Here is a 22253-nt window from a genome sequence, read left to right on the forward strand (position 1 = left end):
TTGACTATGATAGATTTTAGATATAGTGGATTTGTTGGAGTGTCTGCAGCCGTGCTACTCATGGCTGCATGCACCAACGATGAGGCAATAAGAAATATAACCCCTGAAGATGGCTCAGAAAAGACTGCTGTCGTCAAGTTTGCTTTCCAAGTAGAGAGAGAGGAAAGCGGCTTGCAGTCAAAGATTACTCGTGATGGAGATCCAAACGAACAAAAGCAGGATGTTAATTATGTTCCTGATAAATCTGTTTTGGAAGGTGAGTCGGATATAAATAATGTGCGAATCTTCTACTTCCCAGTAAATGAGGCAAACGATTTTTCGGGCAAGTACAATGAGATGACCATTGCTTATGATAAGAATAATACAGACGGAAGCAAGTATTATCCAATTCCGTATATTACAGACGAAAACTACGAGAAGGGACGATACCATTTCTATGCTCTTGTAAACAATACAGATTTCAAGGCATGGGACGGCATGACAGAGAAGGATTTCCGTGATGCTATCGTAACATACTCTACTCCGACATACTACGACTTTGCTAACCGCAAGATTACATCTAACGGACTTCCAATGGCGTCACGCCGTAGTGATGATAATCAGGTAACTATCACCGGCGATGCCGACCGTTTGTATGTAGACGGCCGTCTGCTTAACGGTTCAGACTCACTTACCGTTAGTTTTATTGTTGAGCGTGGCGTCGCAAAGGTGGTATATCAGTGCAAGAAGCCAGAGAACGTATATCCTGTTACGATTGCTGAGGGTACAACAACATACCACTTGGCTGATGTTACCTTGAACGAGGCGCGAATCTGCGGAAAACGTAACAGCTCATATCTGTTCCGCCATGTTGGAACATTCGAAAGTTCTGACGGCCAGACAGGAACTTTGTCGAATGTAGGCTTTGGCGCATTGGGCTTGTATGACGCAAGTGACTATTATTCTACTATAGGTTTCTTTGTTCTCGACCCTACATTCGAAGACAAGTATAACAATGTAGATAAGGTTACATTCTTTAGTGGCTCTAAGTTTAACGAACTCGATGCTACTCCTGATGAGTTTGCAAAACTCATCTCGACTGTGGATGGACAGTGTGTAATAGACTATCCGCTTGAGAATACGATGCCACGCCAGATGCAGCAGCAGCATGTAAGTACAGGTGTGGTATTCAAGGCATCGCTGACGCCAGACGCTGAACGCTATTTCGTTCAGAACGGTGGCAATGTAGTCCTTGGCACTTATGCAGCAGGTCAGGATTTGTACTATTGCGATGGCTATTTTGCCGACAGCAAGGAGACATTGGAAAAGATTCCAGCATTGAAGAATACTGGTCAGGACATAACAGCCAAGACTACCATCTACAAAGGCGGTATTTGCTACTATGTTTACTGGATTAGAGAAATCACAGCCGGCGACCCGGTTAAGATGAACAATATGGAGTTCTGTATCGTTCGTAATACTGCATATTATGTAGGTATAGATAATGTTAAGGGCCTTGGCGCACCAACTGCAAGTAGTTCAATAATTGAGGGTGACCCAGATAAGGGACGCAACCTTCTTATCGATGTCACTATTCAGGTGTTCCCATGGATAAGAAACGAGCAGGGCTCAGTAGATATATATTCAGCAAAAGCAAGAAGATAAGATATGAAAAGACTTAAGAGTTTAATACTGATCGGTTTTAGCCTTCTTGGCTTGTCATCATGTTCAGACTTGATTTATGATGACTTGGATGACTGTCCTACAGGTGTGAGAGTAAATTTGGTGGGTATTCCGCTTACTCTTACTCCAACGGTAAATGGAACTCCATATAATGAAAAGAGCGGATACGACTACGCAAACGACGCAACGTTCTTTATCTACGACTCTAACAATACGCTTGTTCATATGTATAAACAGGCGGACTTGAAAGGTTCAAACTATCAGGTTACGATTCCTACTGGAGCAGGAAACTATTCGATATATTGTTGGACTGGTGGTAATATGTACGATTATAGCGGAACTGTTGCCGGCACGAGCACGAAGAACGACTTTGTATGCTCGTACTTGGGTGATGAAGCAAATAATGCAGCTGATGTTTTGCCACCTATGGGATACGGTAAGGTTGGAAGTGTTACTGTTACTGACCATGCAATAACAAATGTTAATATGGATCTTATCAGCAATAAGAAACTTATTACTGTAGTTTGTAGATATGCCTATTCGAACACAAGTGTTAGTGGCACACAAACTTCGACAGAAGCAAATATGTCAAACTTCAAATTTGGAATTGTCGGTGATAATCGCAGATTCAATACTGAAAATGAAGTTTTGCCAGTTGGAAGAAACTTTACATATCAACAGTTGACAACTTCATTTGTAAATATTATTAACGACGTTGATTTGAATGGTCAGTCTCATAGTTATGTCGTAAATAGTGTGTCTATGAATACATTGAGATTGGTGGATGGTGACAAGACATTGCGTCTGGTAATTAGGGATGAAGAAGATAATTATATTTGCGATTTGCCTATTGTTGAATATTTAGCAATGTTTGTTGCTGCAAAGAACCCGCTAAAAAATGTAAATATGACTGTTCAAGATTATCTTGATTATACAAATGAGTACGAAATTATCTTGAATTTGGTTGAGTCAAACACTCAGGAGGCTGGTGCAAAGTTCAGAGTTGGAAGCATTCAGATTGCCGACTGGATATTCAACAGCGTAAATCAGAATGGCGAACTCATCGACCATGTAAATACTCCGAAAGGAAACTAATGTTTTTCTATTAGAAAATCTGTTAGAAAAAGCATATCAGAAGCACTGCAAACAATGCGGTGCTTCTGCTTTTTTATGCTGGTGGGCATTTTTTTGAAAAAAACATGTAAAAATTTGTCAGTTAGCAGATAAAAGTGTAATTTTGCAACGACGATGAAATGAGGGGCTTGATTAAGTCTCTCATTTGTTTTTTAAAAGTTGTTAGATGATAGATAAGAACATTGTTAGAAATTTGGTAGAGGAGTGGCTCGAAGACAAAGAGTATTTCCTTGTAGACGTGATGGTTGATGCAAACAACAAGGTGGTTGTTGAAATTGACCATGCCGAAGGCGTATGGATTGAAGATTGCGTGGAGTTGAGCCGTTTTATCGAATCGCGCATGGACCGCGATGCTGAAGACTACGAACTTGAAGTCGGTTCGGCTGGTATAGGACAGCCGTTCAAGGTCGTTCAGCAATACATAAACCATGTTGGTAAGGAAGTTGAAGTCCTGACCAAGGAGGGAAAGAAACTGGTGGGTGTGCTAAAGAATGCCAACGACAGCCAGTTTGTTGTTTCCGTGCCTACAAAGGTAAAGGAAGAGGGCGCAAAACGCCCTAAGCTCGTTGATATCGACGAGACATTTACATACGATAATATAAAATATACAAAATATCTAATTAGTTTCAAGTAATAGTATGGCTAAGAAAGTAGAGACAATCAGTTTGATTGATACATTTGCAGATTTTAAGGAGACAAAGAATATCGACAGAACCACAATGGTGAGCGTCCTTGAGGAGAGCTTCCGTAGCGTTATTGCCAAGATGTTCGGTTCTGATGAGAACTACGATGTTATTGTGAACCCGGACAAGGGCGATTTCGAGATATACAGAAACCGTCAGGTCGTTGCCGACGACCAGCTTACAAATCCTAATGTTGAAATCTCGCTGACAGAGGCACACAAGATTGACCCTTCTTTCGAGATTGGTGAGGACGTGACAGACGAGGTTAACTTTGCCGACTTCGGTCGCCGTGCAATTCTTAACCTTCGCCAGACCCTTGCGTCTAAGATCCTTGAACTTGAGCACGACAGCCTGTTCAACAAGTACAAAGATCAGGTTGGAAAGATTGTAAGTGCCGAGGTTTATCAGATTTGGAAAAAAGACACATTGCTTCTCGACGACGAGGGTAATGAACTTCTGTTGCCTAAGACAGAGCAGATTCCGGGCGACTTCTACCGCAAGGGCGAGACCGTAAGAGCCGTTGTAGCGCGTGTTGACAATCCAAACAACAATCCGAAGATTATTCTTAGCCGTACATCTCCATTGTTCTTGGAACGCTTGCTCGAGATGGAAGTGCCTGAAATTGGCGAGGGCTTGATTACAATCAAGAAGATTGCGCGTATGCCGGGCGAGCGTGCAAAGGTTGCTGTTGAGAGCTACGATGAGCGCATCGACCCAATCGGCGCGTGCGTTGGTGTAAAGGGCTCACGTATCCACGGAATTGTCCGCGAACTTCGCAACGAGAATATTGATGTTATTTGTTATACCTCTGACCCACGCTTGTTCATTGAGCGTGCGTTGTCGCCAGCAGAAATCTCTTCTATCAACCTGAATGTTGAGGAGAAGAAGGCAGATGTTTACTTGCGTCCAGAAGAGGTCTCTTTGGCAATCGGTAAGAACGGTGTCAACATCAAGTTGGCATGCAGCCTTACTGAGTATACAATTGATGTGTTCCGCGAACTCGGCAACGAAAGCTCAGACGATGTCAAGCTCGATGAGTTCTCTGACGAGATCGACCAGTGGGTTATCGATGCCATCAAGAATATCGGTCTTGAGACAGCCGTTTCTGTAATCGAGGCCCCAAGAGATATGTTGGTTGAGAAAGCCGACCTTGAGGAGGAGACAGTGGATCACGTATTAGAGGTATTAAAAACAGAATTAGAGAAGAAGTAATATATGGCAGTAAGACTAAATAAAGTAGCAAAAGAATTGGGTGTGGGTATATCAACGTTGGTCGACCATCTGGCAAAGAAGGGCGTGACCATCGAGGCTAACCCGAATACTCAAATCTCCGACGAGCAGCACGACATTCTTGTTTCTGCATTCAGCAAAGACAAGGCACTTCGTGAGGCTGCCGACGAGAAGATTGCACAAGGACACAACAAGAGTAATAAGGCAAACAAGCAGACATCCGTGGCTATCGAAGGCTACGGAGAAAACTCACCTAAGAAAGAAGAGCCTAAGAAGGCTGAAAAGCCAGAAAAGGTAGAGGTTAAGAATGTTTCATCTATCAAGATTGTTGACAAAATCGATCTTGATGCTCTGAATAATAAGAAGGCAAAGCCAGCCGAGCCAAAGAAGCCAGAGGCTCCGGCTGAGAAGAAGGCTGAGAAAGCTGCTCCTGCACCAAAGGCCGAGCCAAAGAAGCCAGAGGTTGCTCCGAAGCCTGTTGTTGAGGCTCCAAAAGAGGAGAAGACTGAAAAGCCAGCCGCAGTTCATGTCGCTGAGGTTAAGCCAGCCGAGGAGAAGAAAGACGGCGAAGACCAGTCTGAGGAAGTATTCCGTCTGTACACATCGGCAGCTCCGACAAGCGGTCTGAAGGTTGTTGATAAAATCGACCTTAGTTCAATAAACCAGACAACCCGTCCTAAGAAGAAGAGCAAGGAGGAACGCAAGAAGGAGCGCGAGGACAAGATGCGCCAAAACGGCGGCGGTGTTCAGGGCAACGGCGATGGCAAGAAGAAAAAGCGCAATCGCATTGGTGTTGAACGTGTTGACATAAACGCAGTTGCACAGCAGAACAACGGAGCCAATGGCAAGAATGGCAACAAGAACAAGAATAATAACAACAGTAATAACAACAACGGAAACGGAAAGCATAACAAGAAGAAAAATGCTCCTGTTAAGCAAGAAGTTTCTGACGAAGATGTAGCAAAGCAGGTAAAGGAGACTCTTGCACGCCTTACAAACAAGAACAAGGGTAACAAGAGCGCCAAGTACCGCAAAGACAAGCGCGAGAACGCTCGTGCCGAAATGGAGGAGCGTCTGAACGAGGAGGCAGCAGAAAGCAAGATTCTGAAGCTTACCGAATTTGTGACAGCCAACGAGCTTGCTACAATGATGGACGTGCCTGTTACAAAGGTAATCGGTACATGTATGAGCGTCGGAATCATGGTTTCTATCAACCAGCGTCTTGATGCCGAGACCATCAATCTTGTTGCCGAGGAGTTTGGCTTCACAACCGAGTTCGTAAGTGCCGAGGTTGCCGAGGCTGTTAAGGAAGAAGAGGACAGAGAGGAAGACCTCGTTCCACGTGCTCCGGTAGTAACGGTGATGGGTCACGTTGACCATGGTAAGACATCGCTGCTCGATTACATCCGCAAGAGTAACGTAATTGCAGGCGAGGCCGGCGGAATCACACAGCACATCGGTGCATACAATGTGCTTCTTGAGGACGGTCGTCACATTACATTCCTCGATACTCCGGGACACGAGGCATTTACAGCGATGCGTGCACGCGGTGCTCAGGCTACCGACGTTGCAATTATCATCATCGCAGCCGACGACTCGATAATGCCAACAACACGCGAGGCTATTGCCCATGCAACTGCCGCAAACGTGCCAATGGTATTTGCCATCAACAAGATTGATAAGCCGGGAGCAAATCCCGACAAGATAAAGGAAGACCTTGCCAACATGAACTTCCTCGTAGAGGAGTGGGGCGGTAAGTATCAGAGTCAGGACATCAGTGCCAAGAAGGGTATCGGTGTAAAGGAACTGATGGAGAAGGTGCTTCTTGAGGCCGAGATGCTCGACCTTAAGGCCAACCCAAACCGCAAGGCAACTGGTACGGTCATCGAATCGGCTCTTGACAAGGGACGCGGATATGTATCAACAGTCCTCGTATCTAACGGAACTCTGAAGCAGGGAGATATCGTTCTTGCCGGAACAAGTTTCGGTCGTGTTAAGGCAATGTTCAACGAGCGTAACTCACGAATCAACGAGGCTGGTCCTGCTGTTCCTGCAATCATCCTTGGTCTGAACGGTGCTCCAACAGCGGGCGACACATTCCATGTGATGGAGAGCGAGCAGGAGGCACGCGAACTTGCCAACAAGCGCGAGCAGTTGCAGCGCGAGCAGGGATTGCGTACAACTGGCATGCTTACACTCGAGGAGATTGCACGCCGTCGTGCTCTTGGTGAGTTCCACGAGATGAACCTTATTGTTAAGGGTGACGTTGACGGTTCTGTCGAGGCTTTGAGCGATATGTTCATCAAACTTTCTACCGAGAAGGTTCAGGTAAACATTGTATCAAAGGGCGTAGGTCAGATTTCGGAGAACGATGTAACATTCGCAGCATCATCTCAGGCTGTAATCATCGGATTCCAGGTTCGTCCTTCGGGAGCAGCGCGCAAGTTGGCTGAGCAGCAGGGTGTAAACATCCGCACATACTCAGTCATCTACGATGCAATCGAGGAGGTTAAGTCGGCTATGGAAGGAATGCTTGAGAAGGAAGTACGCGAGCAGGTTACAGGTTTGCTCGAGGTTCGTCAGGTTTACCACATCAGCAAGGTCGGTACTGTTGCCGGTGCATACGTTGTTGACGGTAAGGTTGCACGTTCTAACAAGGCACGCCTTATCCGCGACGGCATCGTAATCTTCACGGGAGAAATCAATGCCCTGAAGCGATTCAAGGACGATGTCAAGGAAGTCTCTACTAACTTCGAGTGCGGTATCAGTCTGGTTGGATACAACGATATTCAGGAAGGCGATAACATTGAGACATTCGAGGAAATAGAGGTTAAGCAGAAACTTTAATTATCAAGGCTAAAATATTTTCTGGGTGTTTCTGTACGGAATTGTTTTCTGTACGGGGCACTCAGAAATTCTTTCTATTATATGGGATTCATAGATATCTGTTTGCTCACGGTTTTGTTTATAGGGGCGTTTAAAGGTTGGTGTTCAGGATTTTTCCGCGAGATAATATCAATGTCCGGATTCGTTATCGGACTGTTGTTTGCAGGCTCGCTCTATGCCGTTGTGGGCGATTATCTTGCTCCACGTCTTGGCTCGTCGGTGACAGGTGCTCATGTAATGGCTTTTGTGTTCATCTGGTTTGTTGTGCCGATGGTGCTTGGCTTCGTAGCCAACTTTATGAGTCGCACGATGAAGAAGCTGCATCTTGGCGGACTGAATTCAACACTCGGCGCGGCAGTTGGCATCTTTAAGTATCTGTTGCTTCTGAGTGCCGTGGTTAACGTGCTCGATTTCTGCACCCGTTTCGTTAAACTCTACAGCGACGATGCAAAGCAGGAATCTTTCCTTTACTATCCGGTTAAGAGTTTCATAAGCGTTATCGTTCCTGATAACATAACAAGTTCGGAGAGTGATGCAGAACCAGCCGATGGAAACAATCAGCAAACAGTTGAGAAAGAATAAGTTATTTTAACTCTATTATAAAATAATGGAAGAGAAGAATGAGTTTGTAAAGAAGGTTGCAAGTCAGAAGTACGAGTTTGGCTTTACAACTGATGTGCAGACCGAAATTATTGAAAAGGGTCTGAATGAGGATGTGGTCCGTCTGATTTCAGCAAAGAAGAATGAGCCCGAGTGGATGCTCGAATTCAGATTGCGCGCTTTCCGCCACTGGCTCACGCTCGAGCAGCCCGAGTGGGGACATCTTGATATGCCGGAAATCGACTATCAGGCAATCTCTTACTACGCTGACCCTACAAAGAAGAAGGATAACAGCGGACCAAAGACAACCGATGAGATAGACCCCGAGTTGATGAAGACATTCGACAAACTCGGTATTCCGCTCGAGGAGCGTCTGGCTCTTGCCGGAACAGCCGTAGATGCTGTAATGGACTCGGTCAGCGTTAAGACAACATTTAAGGAAACGCTTCTTGAGAAGGGCATAATTTTCTGTTCGATAAGCGAGGCTATACGCGAGCATCCCGATTTGGTGAAGCAATATCTTGGAAGCGTCGTTCCTTATCGCGACAACTATTTTGCAGCCCTTAACAGCGCGGTGTTCAGCGATGGTTCTTTCGTCTACATTCCGAAAGGCGTTCGCTGTCCGATGGAACTATCGACATATTTTCGCATCAATGCGCGCGAGACTGGTCAGTTTGAGCGCACGCTCATTGTCTGCGACGATGATGCCTATGTTTCTTATCTCGAAGGCTGTACCGCACCGATGCGCGACGAGAACCAGCTTCATGCAGCCATAGTAGAGATTGTGGTGAACGAGAATGCCGAGGTCAAGTACAGCACCGTTCAGAACTGGTATCCGGGCGATGAGAACGGCAAGGGCGGCGTGCTGAACCTCGTAACCAAGCGCGGACATCTTCGCGGAGCAAACAGCAAGCTTTCGTGGACTCAGGTAGAGACAGGCTCGGCCATCACGTGGAAGTATCCAAGTTGCGTGCTTCAGGGCGACAACTCTCAGGCTGAGTTTTATAGTGTGGCGGTAACAAACAACTATCAGCAGGCTGATACCGGCACAAAGATGATTCATATTGGCAAGAACACAAAGAGTACCATCATAAGCAAGGGAATCTCGGCAGGAAAGAGCCAGAACTCTTACCGCGGACTCGTAAAGGTGGGCACAAATGCCGACGGGGCGCGCAACTACAGTTCGTGCGACTCTCTGCTTCTTGGCAGCGAATGTGGTGCACATACATTCCCGTATATGGACATTCACAACAACACGGCCATTGTTGAGCACGAGGCAACCACCTCGAAAATCAGCGAAGACCAGTTGTTCTACTGCAACCAGCGAGGCATCTCTACCGAAGATGCCGTCGGACTGATTGTAAACGGCTATGCCAAGGAAGTGCTCAACAAACTGCCGATGGAGTTTGCCGTTGAGGCTCAGAAACTATTAAGCGTATCACTCGAGGGTACGGTTGGTTAAACATCATAATTATACACGATTATGTTAGAGATTAAAGATTTGCATGCCAGCATAAATGGCAAAGAGATATTGAAGGGGATAAATCTTACGATTAAGGACGGCGAGGTTCATGCTCTGATGGGACAGAACGGCGCAGGAAAGAGCACGCTCAGCAATGTTCTTGTGGGACATCCGGCATACGAGGTAACGCAAGGCGAGGCAATCTACAACGGTCAGGACTTGCTTAAGATGAAACCCGAGGAGCGTTCGCACGCAGGATTGTTCATGTCGTTCCAGACACCGATAGAGATTCCGGGCGTGTCGATGGTAAACTTCATGCGTGCCGCCGTAAACGAGAAGCGCAAGTACAAAGGCGAGGAACCACTCTCAGCAAGCGCATTCCTGAAATTGATGCGCGAGAAACGCGCTATCGTCGAACTTGACAGCAAACTTGCCAACCGTTCGGTAAACGAAGGCTTCAGCGGTGGCGAGAAGAAGCGTAACGAAATTTTCCAGATGGCTATGCTCGAACCGACATTTGCCATCCTCGACGAGACCGACTCTGGTCTTGACGTGGATGCCCTTCGCATTGTGGCCGAGGGATTCAACAAACTGCGCACTCCTCAGACAAGCGCGCTCGTAATCACTCACTATCAGCGTCTGCTCGATTATCTGAAGCCAGACATCATTCACGTTCTCATTGGCGGTCAGATTGTAAAGACCGGCGGTCCTGAACTGGCACTCGAAATTGACGAAAAGGGCTTCGACTGGATAAAGGCTGAGGCTGGTCTGTAATTTAATATCTATTAGATTATGGAGAAATTGAATAGCGAAAAACAATATATCGACCTCTTTCAGGAATGTAGCGGACTGATTGCCGAGCACAGTTCGGAGGTGATGAACGCATTGCGTGCCGAAGCCTTCGAGAAGTTCAGCAAGAACGGATTCCCTACACAGAAGGTGGAGCGATACAAATATACCGATGTTCCCGAGGCTTTCAAGCCCGACTATGGTCTGAATATCAAGCGACTGAACATTCCAGTTAATCCTGCCGATGTGTTCAAGTGCGACGTGCCTAACATGAGCACGCAACTCTACTTCGTCGTAAACGATGAGTTCTACACAAAGTCTATGCCAAAGGGTGGGCTTCCCGACGGTGTGATTGTAGGTTCGCTGCGCGAGGCAAGCAAGAAGCATCCCGAACTCGTGGCAAAGTATTACGGCAAACTTGCCGACACAAACGATTCGGTAACTGCCCTGAACACGATGCTTGCGCAAGACGGATTGTTCGTCTACGTTCCAAAGAACGTGGTTCTCGACAAGACGCTTCAGATTGTGAACATCCTTCGTGCTGATGTCGATTTCATGGCAAACCGCCGCGTCCTCATCGTTCTCGAAGAGAGCGCTCAGGCTCGAATCCTCTTCTGCGACCATGCTGCCGACGACCGCAACTTCCTCACTACTCAGGTTGTCGAGGTGTTTGCTGGCGAGAACAGTTCGCTCGACATCTACGAACTTGAGGAGACTCACGAGAAGAACAAGCGTTTCAGCAATCTGTATGTCGACCAAAAATCGTACAGCAACGTGCTTCACGATTCGATAACACTCTACAACGGAAGCACCCGCAACATGGCAGATTTCAACCTTAACGGTCAGGGTGCAGAGGTTCATTCTTACGGATGCGCCATTGCCGACAGCAGTCAGCATATAGACAATAACACGCTCATCTCACACAACGTTCCAAACTGTCAGAGCGACCAACTTTACAAGTACGTTCTCGACGACAAGGCGGTTGGCGCGTTTGCCGGTCGTATTCTGGTAAGGAAAGATGCACAGAAAACCGTTTCGCAAGAGACTAACAGCAACCTCTGCGTTTCGAAAGAAGCACGGATGTTTACTCAGCCGATGCTCGAGATTTATGCTGACGATGTGAAGTGCAGCCACGGTTCAACCGTAGGACAGCTCGATGAAATGGCACTTTTCTACATGCGTCAGCGAGGAATAAGCGAGGCCGAGGCACGACGACTTTTGCAGAATGCTTTCTGTAGTCAGGCTATTGAGCAGATAAGACTCGAACCGCTTCGCGACCGTCTGCACATGCTCGTAGACAAGCGTTTCCGTGGCGAACTGAACAAATGTGGCGGCTGCAAAGGCTGCAAATAAAAAAGACAAAACGAATTATGTACAACATAGACAAGGTACGTGCCGATTTCCCGATTCTTAGCCGACAGGTTTACGGCAAGCCTCTGGTTTATCTCGACAATGGTGCAACAACGCAGAAGCCGCGTTGCGTGGTCGACGCCATCTCCGAAGAATATTATTCGGTAAATGCCAATGTTCACCGAGGCGTTCATTTTCTGTCGCAGCAGGCAACCGAGTTGCACGAGCAGAGCCGCGAGACGGTGCGCCGCTTCATCAACGCCAAGAGCGTGGCAGAGATTATCTTCACGCGCGGCACAACCGAGAGCATCAACCTCGTTGTGTCAACCTTCGGCGATGCTTTCATGAAGGAGGGCGATGAGGTCATCGTTTCAGAGATGGAACATCACTCAAATATCGTCAGCTGGCAACTTCTTCAGGCTCGCAAGGCCATCAAGATAAAGGTTATTCCAATCGACGACAAGGGCGACCTTATTCTCGACGAATACGAAAAACTCTTCAGTGAGCGCACCAAGATTGTGTCGTTTGCACACGTCTCTAACGTGCTTGGAACGGTGAATCCGGCAAAAAAGATGATTGAGATTGCGCACAGCCACGGTGTTCCCGTGCTGCTCGACGGAGCACAGAGTACGCCTCACTTCAAGGTAGATATGCAAGATCTCGACTGCGATTTCTTCGCTTTCAGCGGTCATAAGATATACGGTCCTACGGGAATCGGCGTTCTGTACGGAAAGGAAGAATGGCTCGACAAACTGCCCCCTTACATGGGCGGTGGCGAGATGATTAAGAACGTATCGTTCGAGAAGACAACCTTTAACGAACTGCCGTTCAAGTTCGAGGCAGGAACGCCAGACTATGTGGCTTCTACCGGACTTGCCAAGGCGCTCGACTATGTGTCGGCTCTCGGCATGGACAACATTGAGGCTCACGAGCAGGAACTAACAAAATATGCCATGCAGAAGATGCAGGAGATTGATGGAATGCGCATTTTCGGAACATCGGAGCACAAAGATGCTGTAATCTCGTTCCTCGTTGGCGACATTCATCATCTTGATATGGGAACGCTTCTCGACCGACTTGGAGTTGCCGTCCGCACAGGACATCATTGCGCCGAGCCGCTCATGACTCGCCTTGGCATTTCGGGCACAATCCGAGCATCCTTCGGACTCTACAATACAAAAGAGGAAGTAGATGTGCTTGTTGCTGCCATTAACCGGACAAAAAATTTCTTCTGATGCTGTTGCCTTTTTTGCACGAAGGACTTGTTGAGGCTGGCTGCGACGAAGCTGGTCGCGGATGCCTTGCCGGAAGCGTTTATGCCGCTGCCGTAATCTTGCCGCCCGATTACAAAAATGAGCGTCTGAACGACAGCAAGCAGTTGACGGAGAAACAGCGTTACGCTTTGCGCGAGGACATCGTGCGCGATGCCTTGGCATGGGCAGTCGGCATCGTTACCGCCGAGGAGATTGACAAGATAAACATCCTCAATTCGTCCATACTGGCAATGCACCGTGCGCTCGACCAACTGAAACTGCGCCCCGAGGCTGTCATCGTAGACGGAAACAAGTTCAAGCCTTATCGTGACCTTCCATACAAGACCGTGGTTAAGGGCGATGGCAAATATCTGTCGATAGCTGCGGCAAGCATTCTTGCCAAGACCTTCCGCGACGACTATATGAACGCTCTCGATGCCGAATATCCCGTATATCAGTGGAAGAAGAACAAGGGCTACCCAACAAAGGCGCATCGCCTTGCCATAAAGGAGCACGGCACAAGCCCTTATCACCGAATGACGTTCAATCTGCTTGGCGATTATCGGCAGTTAGAATTATTTTGAGTGAATAATAAAAAAGCTGCGTTGTTGATGTCACAAAAATTAAGGTAAGGTGTCATATACGTGAAGACTCTGTACCATAGAGTCTGAAATATCAATAATTTTTAAATCACAAACAAAAATGAAAAAAATCGTAATTATGTTCATGGCTGCTGCTCTGTTCGTGGCATCGGCAAACGCTCAGGACTGTAAGAAGAAGTGCGACAAGGCTAAGACTGAATGTTGCGCAAAGAAAGATGCCAAGTGTTGCGACAAGGCTGATGCCAAGTGCTGCAAAGCCGAGAATAAGTGTGACAAGGCTAGTGACAAGTGCGCTAAGGCTGATGCCAAGTGCTGCAAGGGCGAGAAGAAATGCGCAAAGAAGACTGATGCCAACACTGGCGCATCAACTCAGAACAGAAAGTAAATTCAGCCAATCATAGCAGAAATTACTGAAGAATATAAACCGTCAAGGTCGGATTTCAACTGCGAAATTCGACCTTGATTGTTTTTTCCTTAACATGAGGTCTTCGGAAAAGACAGCAAAAACTGAAAAGATTATATTTTGTCAGAAAAATGAAAAATGATAACTTTGCAGTTGTTTAAGTGTAATTTGTAAAAACAAAATAAATGTTCGATTTTTTTCTTAATTTGTTTGGGCTGAAAAAGCCTGATGGTGTTTTTGTTCTGAAAGACATTGACGATGAGAAAACAGTGCTAAGTGCCTTTAGATATAGAGATTGCTGGATAAAGTGCTACCGTAAAGGAAGACGCTATATTGTGGCTCTCTATTCTGTCAAAGCAGATGAATATATAAATGATTTCGATTTTATGTTGTCATGTTATCGTGGTAAGGATTTTTGTGCTTATTTCGACAGTTCTTTAATAGACTCTTTGCCAAAAGGACAAATGGCATATCTTACAGTAGACAGAAGACAAAGAAAATCTTGCGACGAATATTTGTCATTCTTCAGGGTAGTTACTCAGGATGGACAAAATTTTGAAGAAACAAAAATCGATGGTCAGTCTTTTGTTCCAAGTACTTATTTCCAGACCTTTCAGGCTATCGATTTAAAACAGGAACTTTTCGGAGCACAGAAAGTAAAAGACAAGTGGAAGGAATATGAGTATTTCCCCTTAATTAATTTCTTACGACGCGTTTTTATGAGAACTTTCTGCGGAGAAAAAGATAATGAATTTGAAGACGAAGATGAGAAACATGTAACATTCGAAGGTGTAGAACCAAGCAAGAATCAGAAGTTGATTGTTGCTGAGAATATCGATATTGATAAGCTGAAAAAAGAGTTTGAAGAGGATTTCGAAAATTTTTCTATTTATACAGGGTATGATGTGGAATTGCTTGAAGTCTCGAAAGATAAGTATTTCATCCGTTTCCCCAAGGGAATCAGCACTGATGTTTTTTTGGACTATTTACAAAGTGTAGATGACGCGTATGGATTGTCAAAGCCAAGTGATTTCGCTTGTTATGCCTATCTTGAAACTCATAAACTGAAAAATGTAACTGGCAGTCTCTGCATGCTTTGTGTTGATGGAGATGGCTATGATTTTGTTTTAAGCGATGACGGAAAAGCATGGGCTACATCAGTGGAGGAAAATAAAGTGTGTGAAATAAACCGTTATAGTGTCTATAAAGAAATTCCATGCACAAAATATAGTTATAAGCCTTATCCAGCTGAAGAATTGGCTAATGCAAAGGTGGTAGCAACCTACAAAGGAGAAGATGAATATCCAGATCAAGATGAACTTTGGGACAAATAGCCAAGTTTAATGCTTCTTGCAATCTCCACTCAGCAAATAAACGGCAAGTCGCTCGGCAAAACCGAGATACAGATAAAACGCAACTCTTTTTGATGCGTTTTTTTAGTGTTATCAGGCTCTCAATTCGTTAAATAATAGTATTTTTGCAGCCGTAAAGTAAACAAATAAAAAATATAATATAGATATGGCAAAGAAAGCACTTCTGATGATCCTCGACGGATGGGGCATCGGTAACCACGGTAAGGGTGACGTAATCTTCAACACCCCAACTCCTTTTATGGATTATCTTAACAAGACATACCCAAACTCACAGCTTCAGGCAAGTGGCGAGAATGTTGGTCTGCCAGACGGACAGATGGGTAACTCTGAGGTTGGTCACCTTAATATCGGTGCCGGCCGTGTGGTTTATCAGGATCTTGTAAAGATTAACCGCGCATGTGCCGATAAGAGCATCATGCAGAATCCTGAGGTTGTATCGGCTTTCACTTACGCTAAGGAGAACGGCAAGAACATCCACTTCATGGGTCTTACTTCAACTGGTGGCGTACACTCTTCACTTAACCATCTGTTCACTCTTTGCGACATTGCAAAGGAGTACGGACTCGACGGAAAGACATTCATCCATTGCTTTATGGACGGTCGTGATACCGATCCAAAGAGCGGTAAGGGCTTCATAGAGCAGCTTTTGGCTCACACAGAGAAGAGCGCAGGTCAGATTGCATCAATCGTTGGTCGTTTCTATGCAATGGACCGCGACAAGCGTTGGAATCGCGTTAAGATTGCTTACGACCTGATTGTTAACGGCATCGGTACAAAGGCAACAGACCTTGTTAAGGCTATGCAGGACAGCTACGACAAGGACGGCGTAAACGACTACAAGGGTACAGACGAGTTCATCGAGCCAATCGTAAACGCTAATGTAGATGGTAGAATTAAGGAAGGCGATGTCGTTATCTTCTTCAACTACCGCAACGACCGTGCAAAGGAGCTTACTCAGGTTCTCTCTCAGCAGGATATGCCAGAAGAGGGCATGAAGACAATTCCGGGCATCCAGTACTACTGCATGACTCCATACGATCCTAACTTCAAGAACGTTCACATCCTCTTCCCAAAGGAGAACGTGCAGAACACTCTTGGCGAGTATCTTGCAAGCAAGGGCTTGAAGCAGCTTCACACAGCCGAGACAGAGAAGTATGCTCACGTTACATTCTTCTTCAACGGTGGTAGAGAGGCTCCATACGATAACGAGGAGCGTACTCTCGTTGCTTCTCCAAAGGTTGCAACTTACGACTTGCAGCCAGAGATGAGCGCATTCGAGGTTAAGGACAAGCTCGTTGCTTCAATCAACGAGAATAAGTTCGACTTCATCGTTGTAAACTTCGCTAACGGCGATATGGTAGGTCACACAGGCATCTACAGCGCAATAGAGAAGGCTGTAACAGCCGTTGACGCTTGCGTTAAGGATGTTATCGAGGCTGCCGTTGCTAACGACTATGAGGCTGTAATCATTGCCGACCACGGAAATGCCGACAACGCAATCAATCCTGACGGCACTCCAAACACCGCTCACTCACTTAATCCTGTTCCGTTCATTTACGTTACACAGAACAAGGATGCAAAGGTAGAGAACGGTATTCTAGCCGATGTTGCTCCATCAATCTTGCACATCATGGGACTTGAGCAGCCAGCCGACATGACAGGTCATTGCCTTATTAAGTAAAAGTCAAAATAAGTCTTAAAGATAATGCTCCCTTCGGTTTCGCGTCCGAAGGGAGTTTTTTATATTAATAAATCTTAATAAATCGTTCGTTTTTCGCATATTTTGCAGGAAAAATGTATCTTTGCTATCTGAACATTCTTAAGCATTAATTATGAAAAGATTTCATATATTTCTATCGGTTTTCATGACGTTTAGCGCGGCGTTGAATGCCCAGTTGCCAACTCCGTCGCTTTCCGGCGATGTAAAGCAGATTTCCGTTCCGGAGGACTGCGACATCTCACCGGTTCACAACGGACTGATTAAGGTTACCGACCTTTCAACACTTTCGTGTGGATTCGTCAATCTGAAGGGCGAATACGTCTATCCCGTTAAGTTCTATTGCGAGAACAACGTAGACAGCGAATTCAGTGGCGGATGCGTGGTTAGAGAGCAGAACGGCAGATGGGCGGTGCTCGACACCCTTGGACACGTTGCCGAACTGCCAGCCGAATGTAAGTATGTTACCGATTTTGTAGATGGCGTGGCTCTTGTGTGGAACGAGGTGAGAGAGCACAACAAGGCAAAGGTTACGATATATTTCGTAAACGACAAGGGAGAGAAAGTTTTTCCTAACTTTGAACAGTCTGTTGTCGGTCCAAGTTATCGCGAGTTTGTAAAGCCCGGAAAACTTAACGAGCAGCGTCGTGCCTACTACGATTTCAACGCAAAACTTTGGGGCTACATGAATGACAAGGGCGAGGTGGCTATCAAGCCGCGCTTTGCCAATGCACTTGCCTTCAGCGAGGGCATGGCTGCCGTTCTCGATGCAAACACAAAACTTTGGGGCTTCATCAACCGTCAGGGCGAGCAGGTTATTCCCCCTACATACAAGGCTTTTCCGGGACAGTTCTCAGAGGGCTTCTGCCCGGTTCTGTTAGAGGATAACCGCACGACGGCTTACATAGACAAAACTGGAAAGATTGTTAACCAGAACTTCGTAAACGGAAGCGGATTCTGCTACGGTTATGCCATTGTGGGCAAACGCGAGGGACTTGGCATCAGATACATCACCGTTGATAAGGACTTCAGCGAACGTCTTACGCTCGACGGTGTGATGGCTTTTCCGACAGACAGCAAGAACCTTACGCGTGGGCATCAGTTCAGCGACGGAATGACGATAATTCAGGGCAAGATTTACAGTTCGTCGGGCGCAGTTGCAATCCAAGGCAACGAGATGGACGATGAATTCAAGCCATTCTCCGAGCAGGGTCTGGCGTTCTGCAAAACTAAAATCGGCGGTGCCGAGAAGATTGGTTTCATTAACCGAGAGGCTAAGTTTGTAGTTGTATTCAACAAAGACGGAAAGCATTCAAAATAAAGTATGATACCCGTAGGACTAAGATTATCGCGCTGCTTCGCATCGGTTCTGATGTTTGTGTTGCTGTCATCGTCTGCTTTCGCACAGCGAGGACAGTCGCCCGAGGATATAGCCTTGGCCCGCAAGAAATTCACGTCTCCGCTAAAGGAGGTAAAGATTACGCGAAGAGTATCATATCTCATAATCAACAAAGAACTGGCAGAGAATTATCTGAGCAAGGATTTGCTTGGCGATGACCTTGCCATGACGCAGAACGATTGGCTGCCGCTGTGCTACATGTGCATCGAGGACTTCAACAAACTGATTGATGCCAACGCTAAAATCACGGCTGCCGAGGCTCACAATGCCGTTCTTGAGGCACAGCGATACAAAGGTCTTTTCTTGAAGAAGATAAACGAGTATCAGACATGGCTCGATGTTTCACGAAAAAGAACCATTGAGGATGACGAGCTCGACCCGATAGGCAACGAAACGCCCGAGAAGAAAAAGCGCATATTCGAAGACCGCGCAATGCTGAAGGGTATTTTGAATGCCGATTCTGTGGTTCATATCCTCACATCGGTTTCTCGCGAGGAATTATACAAAAAATACAGAACGCGCTTCGTAAAGTATGACGACGAGAAAAAGAAAGACTATGCCGAGATGGACGGCGTGCCAATCACGTTCAAATATGACCGATATCTTAACAACTGTACCGAGGTATCGTTCAAGCTAAGCGGAAACAGAAACTCAACGTTCCTTTACAGCCTTATGAGCAAGACTTGTCCGTTCAAGTACGTAAGTCGCTCAAAATCGCACACAATGAAGCTTACGCAGTACGGCTCGCAGTGGGTCGACGGCGAGGTTACTATTTATCAGTACAAGGATTTTGTCTGCAAGGCGTTCGATAACGGTAATACCATCGAATACACATTCTACAAGAAGGTTGTAATAAAGAAGAAAACATTCTAAATTCATAATATGATTCAGATTGATGATGTTGTTGTATCTCTTGATTGTTTGAGAGAGAAGTTCTGCTGCGACATTTCGGCTTGTCATGGCGAATGTTGCATCGAGGGCGATGCTGGTGCTCCCGTAGAGCAGGAAGAGGTTGAGAAACTCGAAGAGGTGCTTCCCGAGATATGGAACGACCTCTCGGCTGCGGCGCAGGCTGTTATCGACAAGCAAGGGGTTGTTTATGTTGATGAGGAAGGCGATTTGGTTACATCTATCGTAAACGGCAAGGATTGCGTTTTTACCTGCTACGACGATAAAGGAACATGCTATTGCGCCATCGAGAAGGCTTATCGCGAGGGCAGAGTGAACTTTTACAAGCCAGTATCGTGCCACCTTTATCCCATCAGAGTGGGCGATTACGGACCGTATAAGGCCCTTAACTATCATCGGTGGGATGTATGTAAGGTTGCCGTGCTAAAAGGTCAGCAGGCGGACGTTCCGGTATATAAATTTTTGAAAGAACCTCTAATCCGCAAGTTCGGTCAGGGTTGGTACGACGAACTCTGCGATGCCGCTGAGGAACTGAAGAAGCAAAAATACATTTAGACAAACAGATATAACGATGTCGGATTCTGAGACGAAAACAGAATCCGACATTGTTTTTTTTCGTGCCCTATATAAAACGATTTGCGCTGGCTCAAGAATCACTTCTGAAGCCAGCGCGAGAATATATGTAAGATTTGAATGATAGTTGTCTACCTATTATTAAGCATCAATATTTGCGTATGTTGCGTTCTTTTCGATGAATTCGCGACGCGGGCCAACATCCTCGCCCATAAGCATTGAGAAGATGTAGTCTGCTTCCGCAGCGTTCTCTATTGTCACCTGCTTCAGAATACGCGTTTCTGGGTTCATTGTTGTCTCCCAGAGTTGTTCTGGGTTCATCTCTCCCAAACCTTTGTATCGCTGTGTGTGGATGCCGTTTTCGCTACCATTACCATATTTTGCGATGAAAGCTTCGCGCTCCTCGTCGGTATAGCAATATTCCTTAATCTTTCCCTTTGTGCAGAGATAGAGCGGTGGGGTAGCGATGTAAAGGTGTCCAGCCTCGATAAGCTGAGGCATATAGCGGTAGAACAATGTCATGATAAGCGTGTCGATGTGAGAACCATCGACATCGGCATCGGTCATGATGATTGTCTTCCAGTATTTCAGTTTTTCGATGTTGGCCTCCTTGCTGTCGCCGTTTACTCCGAATCGGATGCCGAGAGATGTGATGATGTTGTTCACCTCATCGCTCTCGAAAGCCTTGTGCCACATAGCCTTCTCTACGTTAAGAATCTTACCGCGGAGAGGAAGGATAGCCTGTGTACGACGGCTACGACCCTGTTTTGCCGAACCGCCCGCAGAATCTCCCTCGACAAGGAACAACTCACACTCTTCTGGATTCTTGCTCGAACAGTCGGCCAACTTGCCCGGCAGACCGCCGCCGCTCATCGGGCTCTTGCGCTGTACGCTCTCGCGTGCCTTGCGTGCAGCAACGCGCGCTGTAGCAGCAAGAACAACCTTGTCTACAATCAGTTTTGCCTCTTTCGGATGCTCCTCCAAATAGTAGTTCAGAGCTTCGCCAACGGCCTGCTGAACGGCTCCGGCAACCTCGTTGTTACCCAATTTGGTCTTTGTCTGGCCCTCGAACTGAGGCTCAGCAACCTTGATTGAGATAACGGCTGTAAGTCCCTCGCGGAAGTCCTCACCGCTGATTTCAACCTTGTTCTTCTCGAGTTTTTCAAGTTCCTTCTGACATTGCTCCTCTGCATATTTCTTTAGCGAGCGAGTAAGTGCCATGCGGAATCCCATAAGGTGAGTACCGCCCTCGATTGTGTTGATGTTGTTGACGTATGAGTGGATATTCTCGCTGTAGCCTGTGTTGTACATTATGGCTACTTCGATAGGAATATTCTGTTTTTCTGTGTTCAAGTAGATAACATCGTCGAACAGATGGATTCGGCTTGAATCAACGTAGCGTACAAACTCCTTCAGTCCGTCCTTTGAGTGGAAAGTCTCTGTTCTAATGTTGCCTTCCTCGTCTTTGCGTAAATCGGTAAGTGTGATTGTGATACCTGCGTTGAGGAATGCGAGTTCGCGCATACGGTTAGCCAGAATATCATATTTGTATTCTGTTGTGATGAAGATGCTTCCGTCTGGCCAGAACTGCTGACGTGTACCTGTCTTGTCGGTAGTGCCCACTTCCTTTACAGGGTAGAGAGGCTTGCCTGTCTCGTATTCCTGCTGATAAATCTTGCCGTTACGAAATACCTGCGATGTCATGTGTGTAGAAAGAGCGTTTACGCAAGATACACCAACGCCGTGCAAACCTCCGGAAACCTTATATGAGCCCTTGTCGAACTTACCTCCGGCATGAAGCACAGTCATAACTACTTCGAGTGCCGACTTGTGCTCTTTCGGATGCATGTCAACCGGTATACCGCGTCCGTTGTCTTCTACTATAATTGAGTTGTCTTCGCATATTGTAACCTCTATGTGAGTACAATATCCAGCCAATGCTTCGTCGATAGAGTTGTCTACTGTTTCGTAAACCAAATGATGGAGACCTTTCTCGCTGATGTCTCCGATATACATAGCGGGTCTTTTGCGGACAGCCTCAAGTCCTTCCAAGACCTGAATACTACTGCCGGTATATCCGCCATTATTGTTCTGTTCTTCTGCCATTTTGTAGCTTTCAAAAATTTTCAGCAAAGTTACTAAAAAACATTGAAATAGAGAAATGAAAAATGCCTAAAAAACCTTAAATAATAAGCAGATAGGATGTGTTTTTCGGAGGTGGCGTAAAT

18 protein-coding genes are annotated in these 22253 nt (G+C 46.2%); 17 read left to right on the forward strand and 1 reads right to left on the reverse strand.

Annotated features, from left to right (window positions below; translation table 11 throughout):
- Window positions 1-6 precede the first annotated feature (6 nt).
- From T538_RS0100395 to T538_RS0100480, 17 genes are all read left to right on the forward strand, one after another.
- Complete coding sequence (locus T538_RS0100395) at window positions 7-1644, forward strand: Mfa1 family fimbria major subunit (RefSeq protein WP_081834807.1); 1638 nt, start codon at window positions 7-9, stop codon at window positions 1642-1644.
- Window positions 1645-1647: 3 nt separating this feature from the next.
- On the forward strand, window positions 1648-2757 hold the full coding sequence (locus T538_RS0100400) for a FimB/Mfa2 family fimbrial subunit (RefSeq protein ID WP_031531612.1): 1110 nt from the start codon (window positions 1648-1650) through the stop codon (window positions 2755-2757).
- 205 nt (window positions 2758-2962) lie between these two features.
- The gene (gene rimP / locus T538_RS0100405; protein ID WP_031531614.1) at window positions 2963-3430 is read left to right on the forward strand and encodes a ribosome assembly cofactor RimP; all 468 of its coding nucleotides are present in this window, start codon (window positions 2963-2965) and stop codon (window positions 3428-3430) included.
- 4 nt (window positions 3431-3434) lie between these two features.
- Window positions 3435-4691: a transcription termination factor NusA gene (nusA, locus tag T538_RS0100410; protein ID WP_031531615.1), complete on the forward strand. Its 1257-nt coding sequence runs from the start codon at window positions 3435-3437 to the stop codon at window positions 4689-4691.
- A 3-nt stretch (window positions 4692-4694) separates the two neighbouring features.
- Window positions 4695-7556, forward strand: coding sequence for a translation initiation factor IF-2 (gene infB, locus T538_RS0100415; RefSeq protein WP_031531616.1), 2862 nt, complete (start codon window positions 4695-4697; stop codon window positions 7554-7556).
- Window positions 7557-7637: 81 nt separating this feature from the next.
- Window positions 7638-8177: a CvpA family protein gene (locus T538_RS0100420; protein ID WP_081834808.1), complete on the forward strand. Its 540-nt coding sequence runs from the start codon at window positions 7638-7640 to the stop codon at window positions 8175-8177.
- Window positions 8178-8202: 25 nt separating this feature from the next.
- On the forward strand, window positions 8203-9657 hold the full coding sequence (sufB, locus tag T538_RS0100425; RefSeq protein WP_034538655.1) for a Fe-S cluster assembly protein SufB: 1455 nt from the start codon (window positions 8203-8205) through the stop codon (window positions 9655-9657).
- 21 nt (window positions 9658-9678) lie between these two features.
- Entirely contained in the window at window positions 9679-10431 is a 753-nt protein-coding gene (gene sufC, locus T538_RS0100430; RefSeq protein ID WP_031531619.1) for a Fe-S cluster assembly ATPase SufC, read from the forward strand.
- An 18-nt stretch (window positions 10432-10449) separates the two neighbouring features.
- Window positions 10450-11799: a Fe-S cluster assembly protein SufD gene (gene sufD, locus T538_RS0100435; protein WP_031531620.1), complete on the forward strand. Its 1350-nt coding sequence runs from the start codon at window positions 10450-10452 to the stop codon at window positions 11797-11799.
- Window positions 11800-11816: 17 nt separating this feature from the next.
- On the forward strand, window positions 11817-13031 hold the full coding sequence (locus tag T538_RS0100440) for an aminotransferase class V-fold PLP-dependent enzyme (protein WP_031531621.1): 1215 nt from the start codon (window positions 11817-11819) through the stop codon (window positions 13029-13031).
- Window positions 13031-13633: a ribonuclease HII gene (locus T538_RS0100445; protein ID WP_031531622.1), complete on the forward strand. Its 603-nt coding sequence runs from the start codon at window positions 13031-13033 to the stop codon at window positions 13631-13633. The genes T538_RS0100440 and T538_RS0100445 overlap by 1 nt, the downstream gene beginning before the upstream one ends.
- 118 nt (window positions 13634-13751) lie before the next feature.
- Window positions 13752-14036 carry a hypothetical protein gene (locus T538_RS0100450; protein WP_051655767.1) on the forward strand — a complete coding sequence of 95 codons (285 nt, stop codon included), beginning with the start codon at window positions 13752-13754 and terminating at the stop codon, window positions 14034-14036.
- A gap of 203 nt (window positions 14037-14239) precedes the next feature.
- Window positions 14240-15388, forward strand: a complete 1149-nt coding sequence (locus T538_RS0100455; RefSeq protein ID WP_031531624.1) for a hypothetical protein — start codon at window positions 14240-14242, stop codon at window positions 15386-15388.
- 184 nt (window positions 15389-15572) lie between these two features.
- Window positions 15573-17108, forward strand: a complete 1536-nt coding sequence (gpmI, locus tag T538_RS0100465) for a 2,3-bisphosphoglycerate-independent phosphoglycerate mutase (RefSeq protein WP_031531625.1) — start codon at window positions 15573-15575, stop codon at window positions 17106-17108.
- Between the two features lie 151 nt (window positions 17109-17259).
- Window positions 17260-18465, forward strand: a complete 1206-nt coding sequence (locus tag T538_RS0100470; protein ID WP_031540330.1) for a WG repeat-containing protein — start codon at window positions 17260-17262, stop codon at window positions 18463-18465.
- Window positions 18466-18468: 3 nt separating this feature from the next.
- On the forward strand, window positions 18469-19416 hold the full coding sequence (locus T538_RS0100475; RefSeq protein WP_031531627.1) for a hypothetical protein: 948 nt from the start codon (window positions 18469-18471) through the stop codon (window positions 19414-19416).
- A 9-nt stretch (window positions 19417-19425) separates the two neighbouring features.
- A complete protein-coding gene (locus tag T538_RS0100480) occupies window positions 19426-20007 on the forward strand; it encodes a DUF3109 family protein (protein ID WP_031531628.1) in 582 nt (193 codons plus the stop codon).
- A gap of 159 nt (window positions 20008-20166) precedes the next feature.
- Here T538_RS0100480 and gyrB read toward each other — a convergent pair whose 3' ends face one another.
- The gene (gene gyrB / locus T538_RS0100485) at window positions 20167-22131 is read right to left on the reverse strand and encodes a DNA topoisomerase (ATP-hydrolyzing) subunit B (protein ID WP_031531629.1); all 1965 of its coding nucleotides are present in this window, start codon (window positions 22129-22131) and stop codon (window positions 20167-20169) included.
- Between the last annotated feature and the right edge of the window lie 122 nt (window positions 22132-22253).

It is taken from the genome of Bacteroides sp. Ga6A2 (assembly GCF_000702225.1).
Taxonomy (GTDB): Bacteria; Bacteroidota; Bacteroidia; order Bacteroidales; family Bacteroidaceae; genus Ga6A1.

Coding starts and splice junctions, on each gene's coding strand:
- T538_RS0100395 (WP_081834807.1), top strand. CDS start 7: ATGATAGATTTTAGATATAGTGGATTTGTTGGAGTGTCTGCAGCCGTG.
- T538_RS0100400 (WP_031531612.1), top strand. CDS start 1,648: ATGAAAAGACTTAAGAGTTTAATACTGATCGGTTTTAGCCTTCTTGGC.
- rimP (WP_031531614.1), top strand. CDS start 2,963: ATGATAGATAAGAACATTGTTAGAAATTTGGTAGAGGAGTGGCTCGAA.
- nusA (WP_031531615.1), top strand. CDS start 3,435: ATGGCTAAGAAAGTAGAGACAATCAGTTTGATTGATACATTTGCAGAT.
- infB (WP_031531616.1), top strand. CDS start 4,695: ATGGCAGTAAGACTAAATAAAGTAGCAAAAGAATTGGGTGTGGGTATA.
- T538_RS0100420 (WP_081834808.1), top strand. CDS start 7,638: ATGGGATTCATAGATATCTGTTTGCTCACGGTTTTGTTTATAGGGGCG.
- sufB (WP_034538655.1), top strand. CDS start 8,203: ATGGAAGAGAAGAATGAGTTTGTAAAGAAGGTTGCAAGTCAGAAGTAC.
- sufC (WP_031531619.1), top strand. CDS start 9,679: ATGTTAGAGATTAAAGATTTGCATGCCAGCATAAATGGCAAAGAGATA.
- sufD (WP_031531620.1), top strand. CDS start 10,450: ATGGAGAAATTGAATAGCGAAAAACAATATATCGACCTCTTTCAGGAA.
- T538_RS0100440 (WP_031531621.1), top strand. CDS start 11,817: ATGTACAACATAGACAAGGTACGTGCCGATTTCCCGATTCTTAGCCGA.
- T538_RS0100445 (WP_031531622.1), top strand. CDS start 13,031: ATGCTGTTGCCTTTTTTGCACGAAGGACTTGTTGAGGCTGGCTGCGAC.
- T538_RS0100450 (WP_051655767.1), top strand. CDS start 13,752: ATGAAAAAAATCGTAATTATGTTCATGGCTGCTGCTCTGTTCGTGGCA.
- T538_RS0100455 (WP_031531624.1), top strand. CDS start 14,240: ATGTTCGATTTTTTTCTTAATTTGTTTGGGCTGAAAAAGCCTGATGGT.
- gpmI (WP_031531625.1), top strand. CDS start 15,573: ATGGCAAAGAAAGCACTTCTGATGATCCTCGACGGATGGGGCATCGGT.
- T538_RS0100470 (WP_031540330.1), top strand. CDS start 17,260: ATGAAAAGATTTCATATATTTCTATCGGTTTTCATGACGTTTAGCGCG.
- T538_RS0100475 (WP_031531627.1), top strand. CDS start 18,469: ATGATACCCGTAGGACTAAGATTATCGCGCTGCTTCGCATCGGTTCTG.
- T538_RS0100480 (WP_031531628.1), top strand. CDS start 19,426: ATGATTCAGATTGATGATGTTGTTGTATCTCTTGATTGTTTGAGAGAG.
- gyrB (WP_031531629.1), bottom strand. CDS start 22,131: ATGGCAGAAGAACAGAACAATAATGGCGGATATACCGGCAGTAGTATT.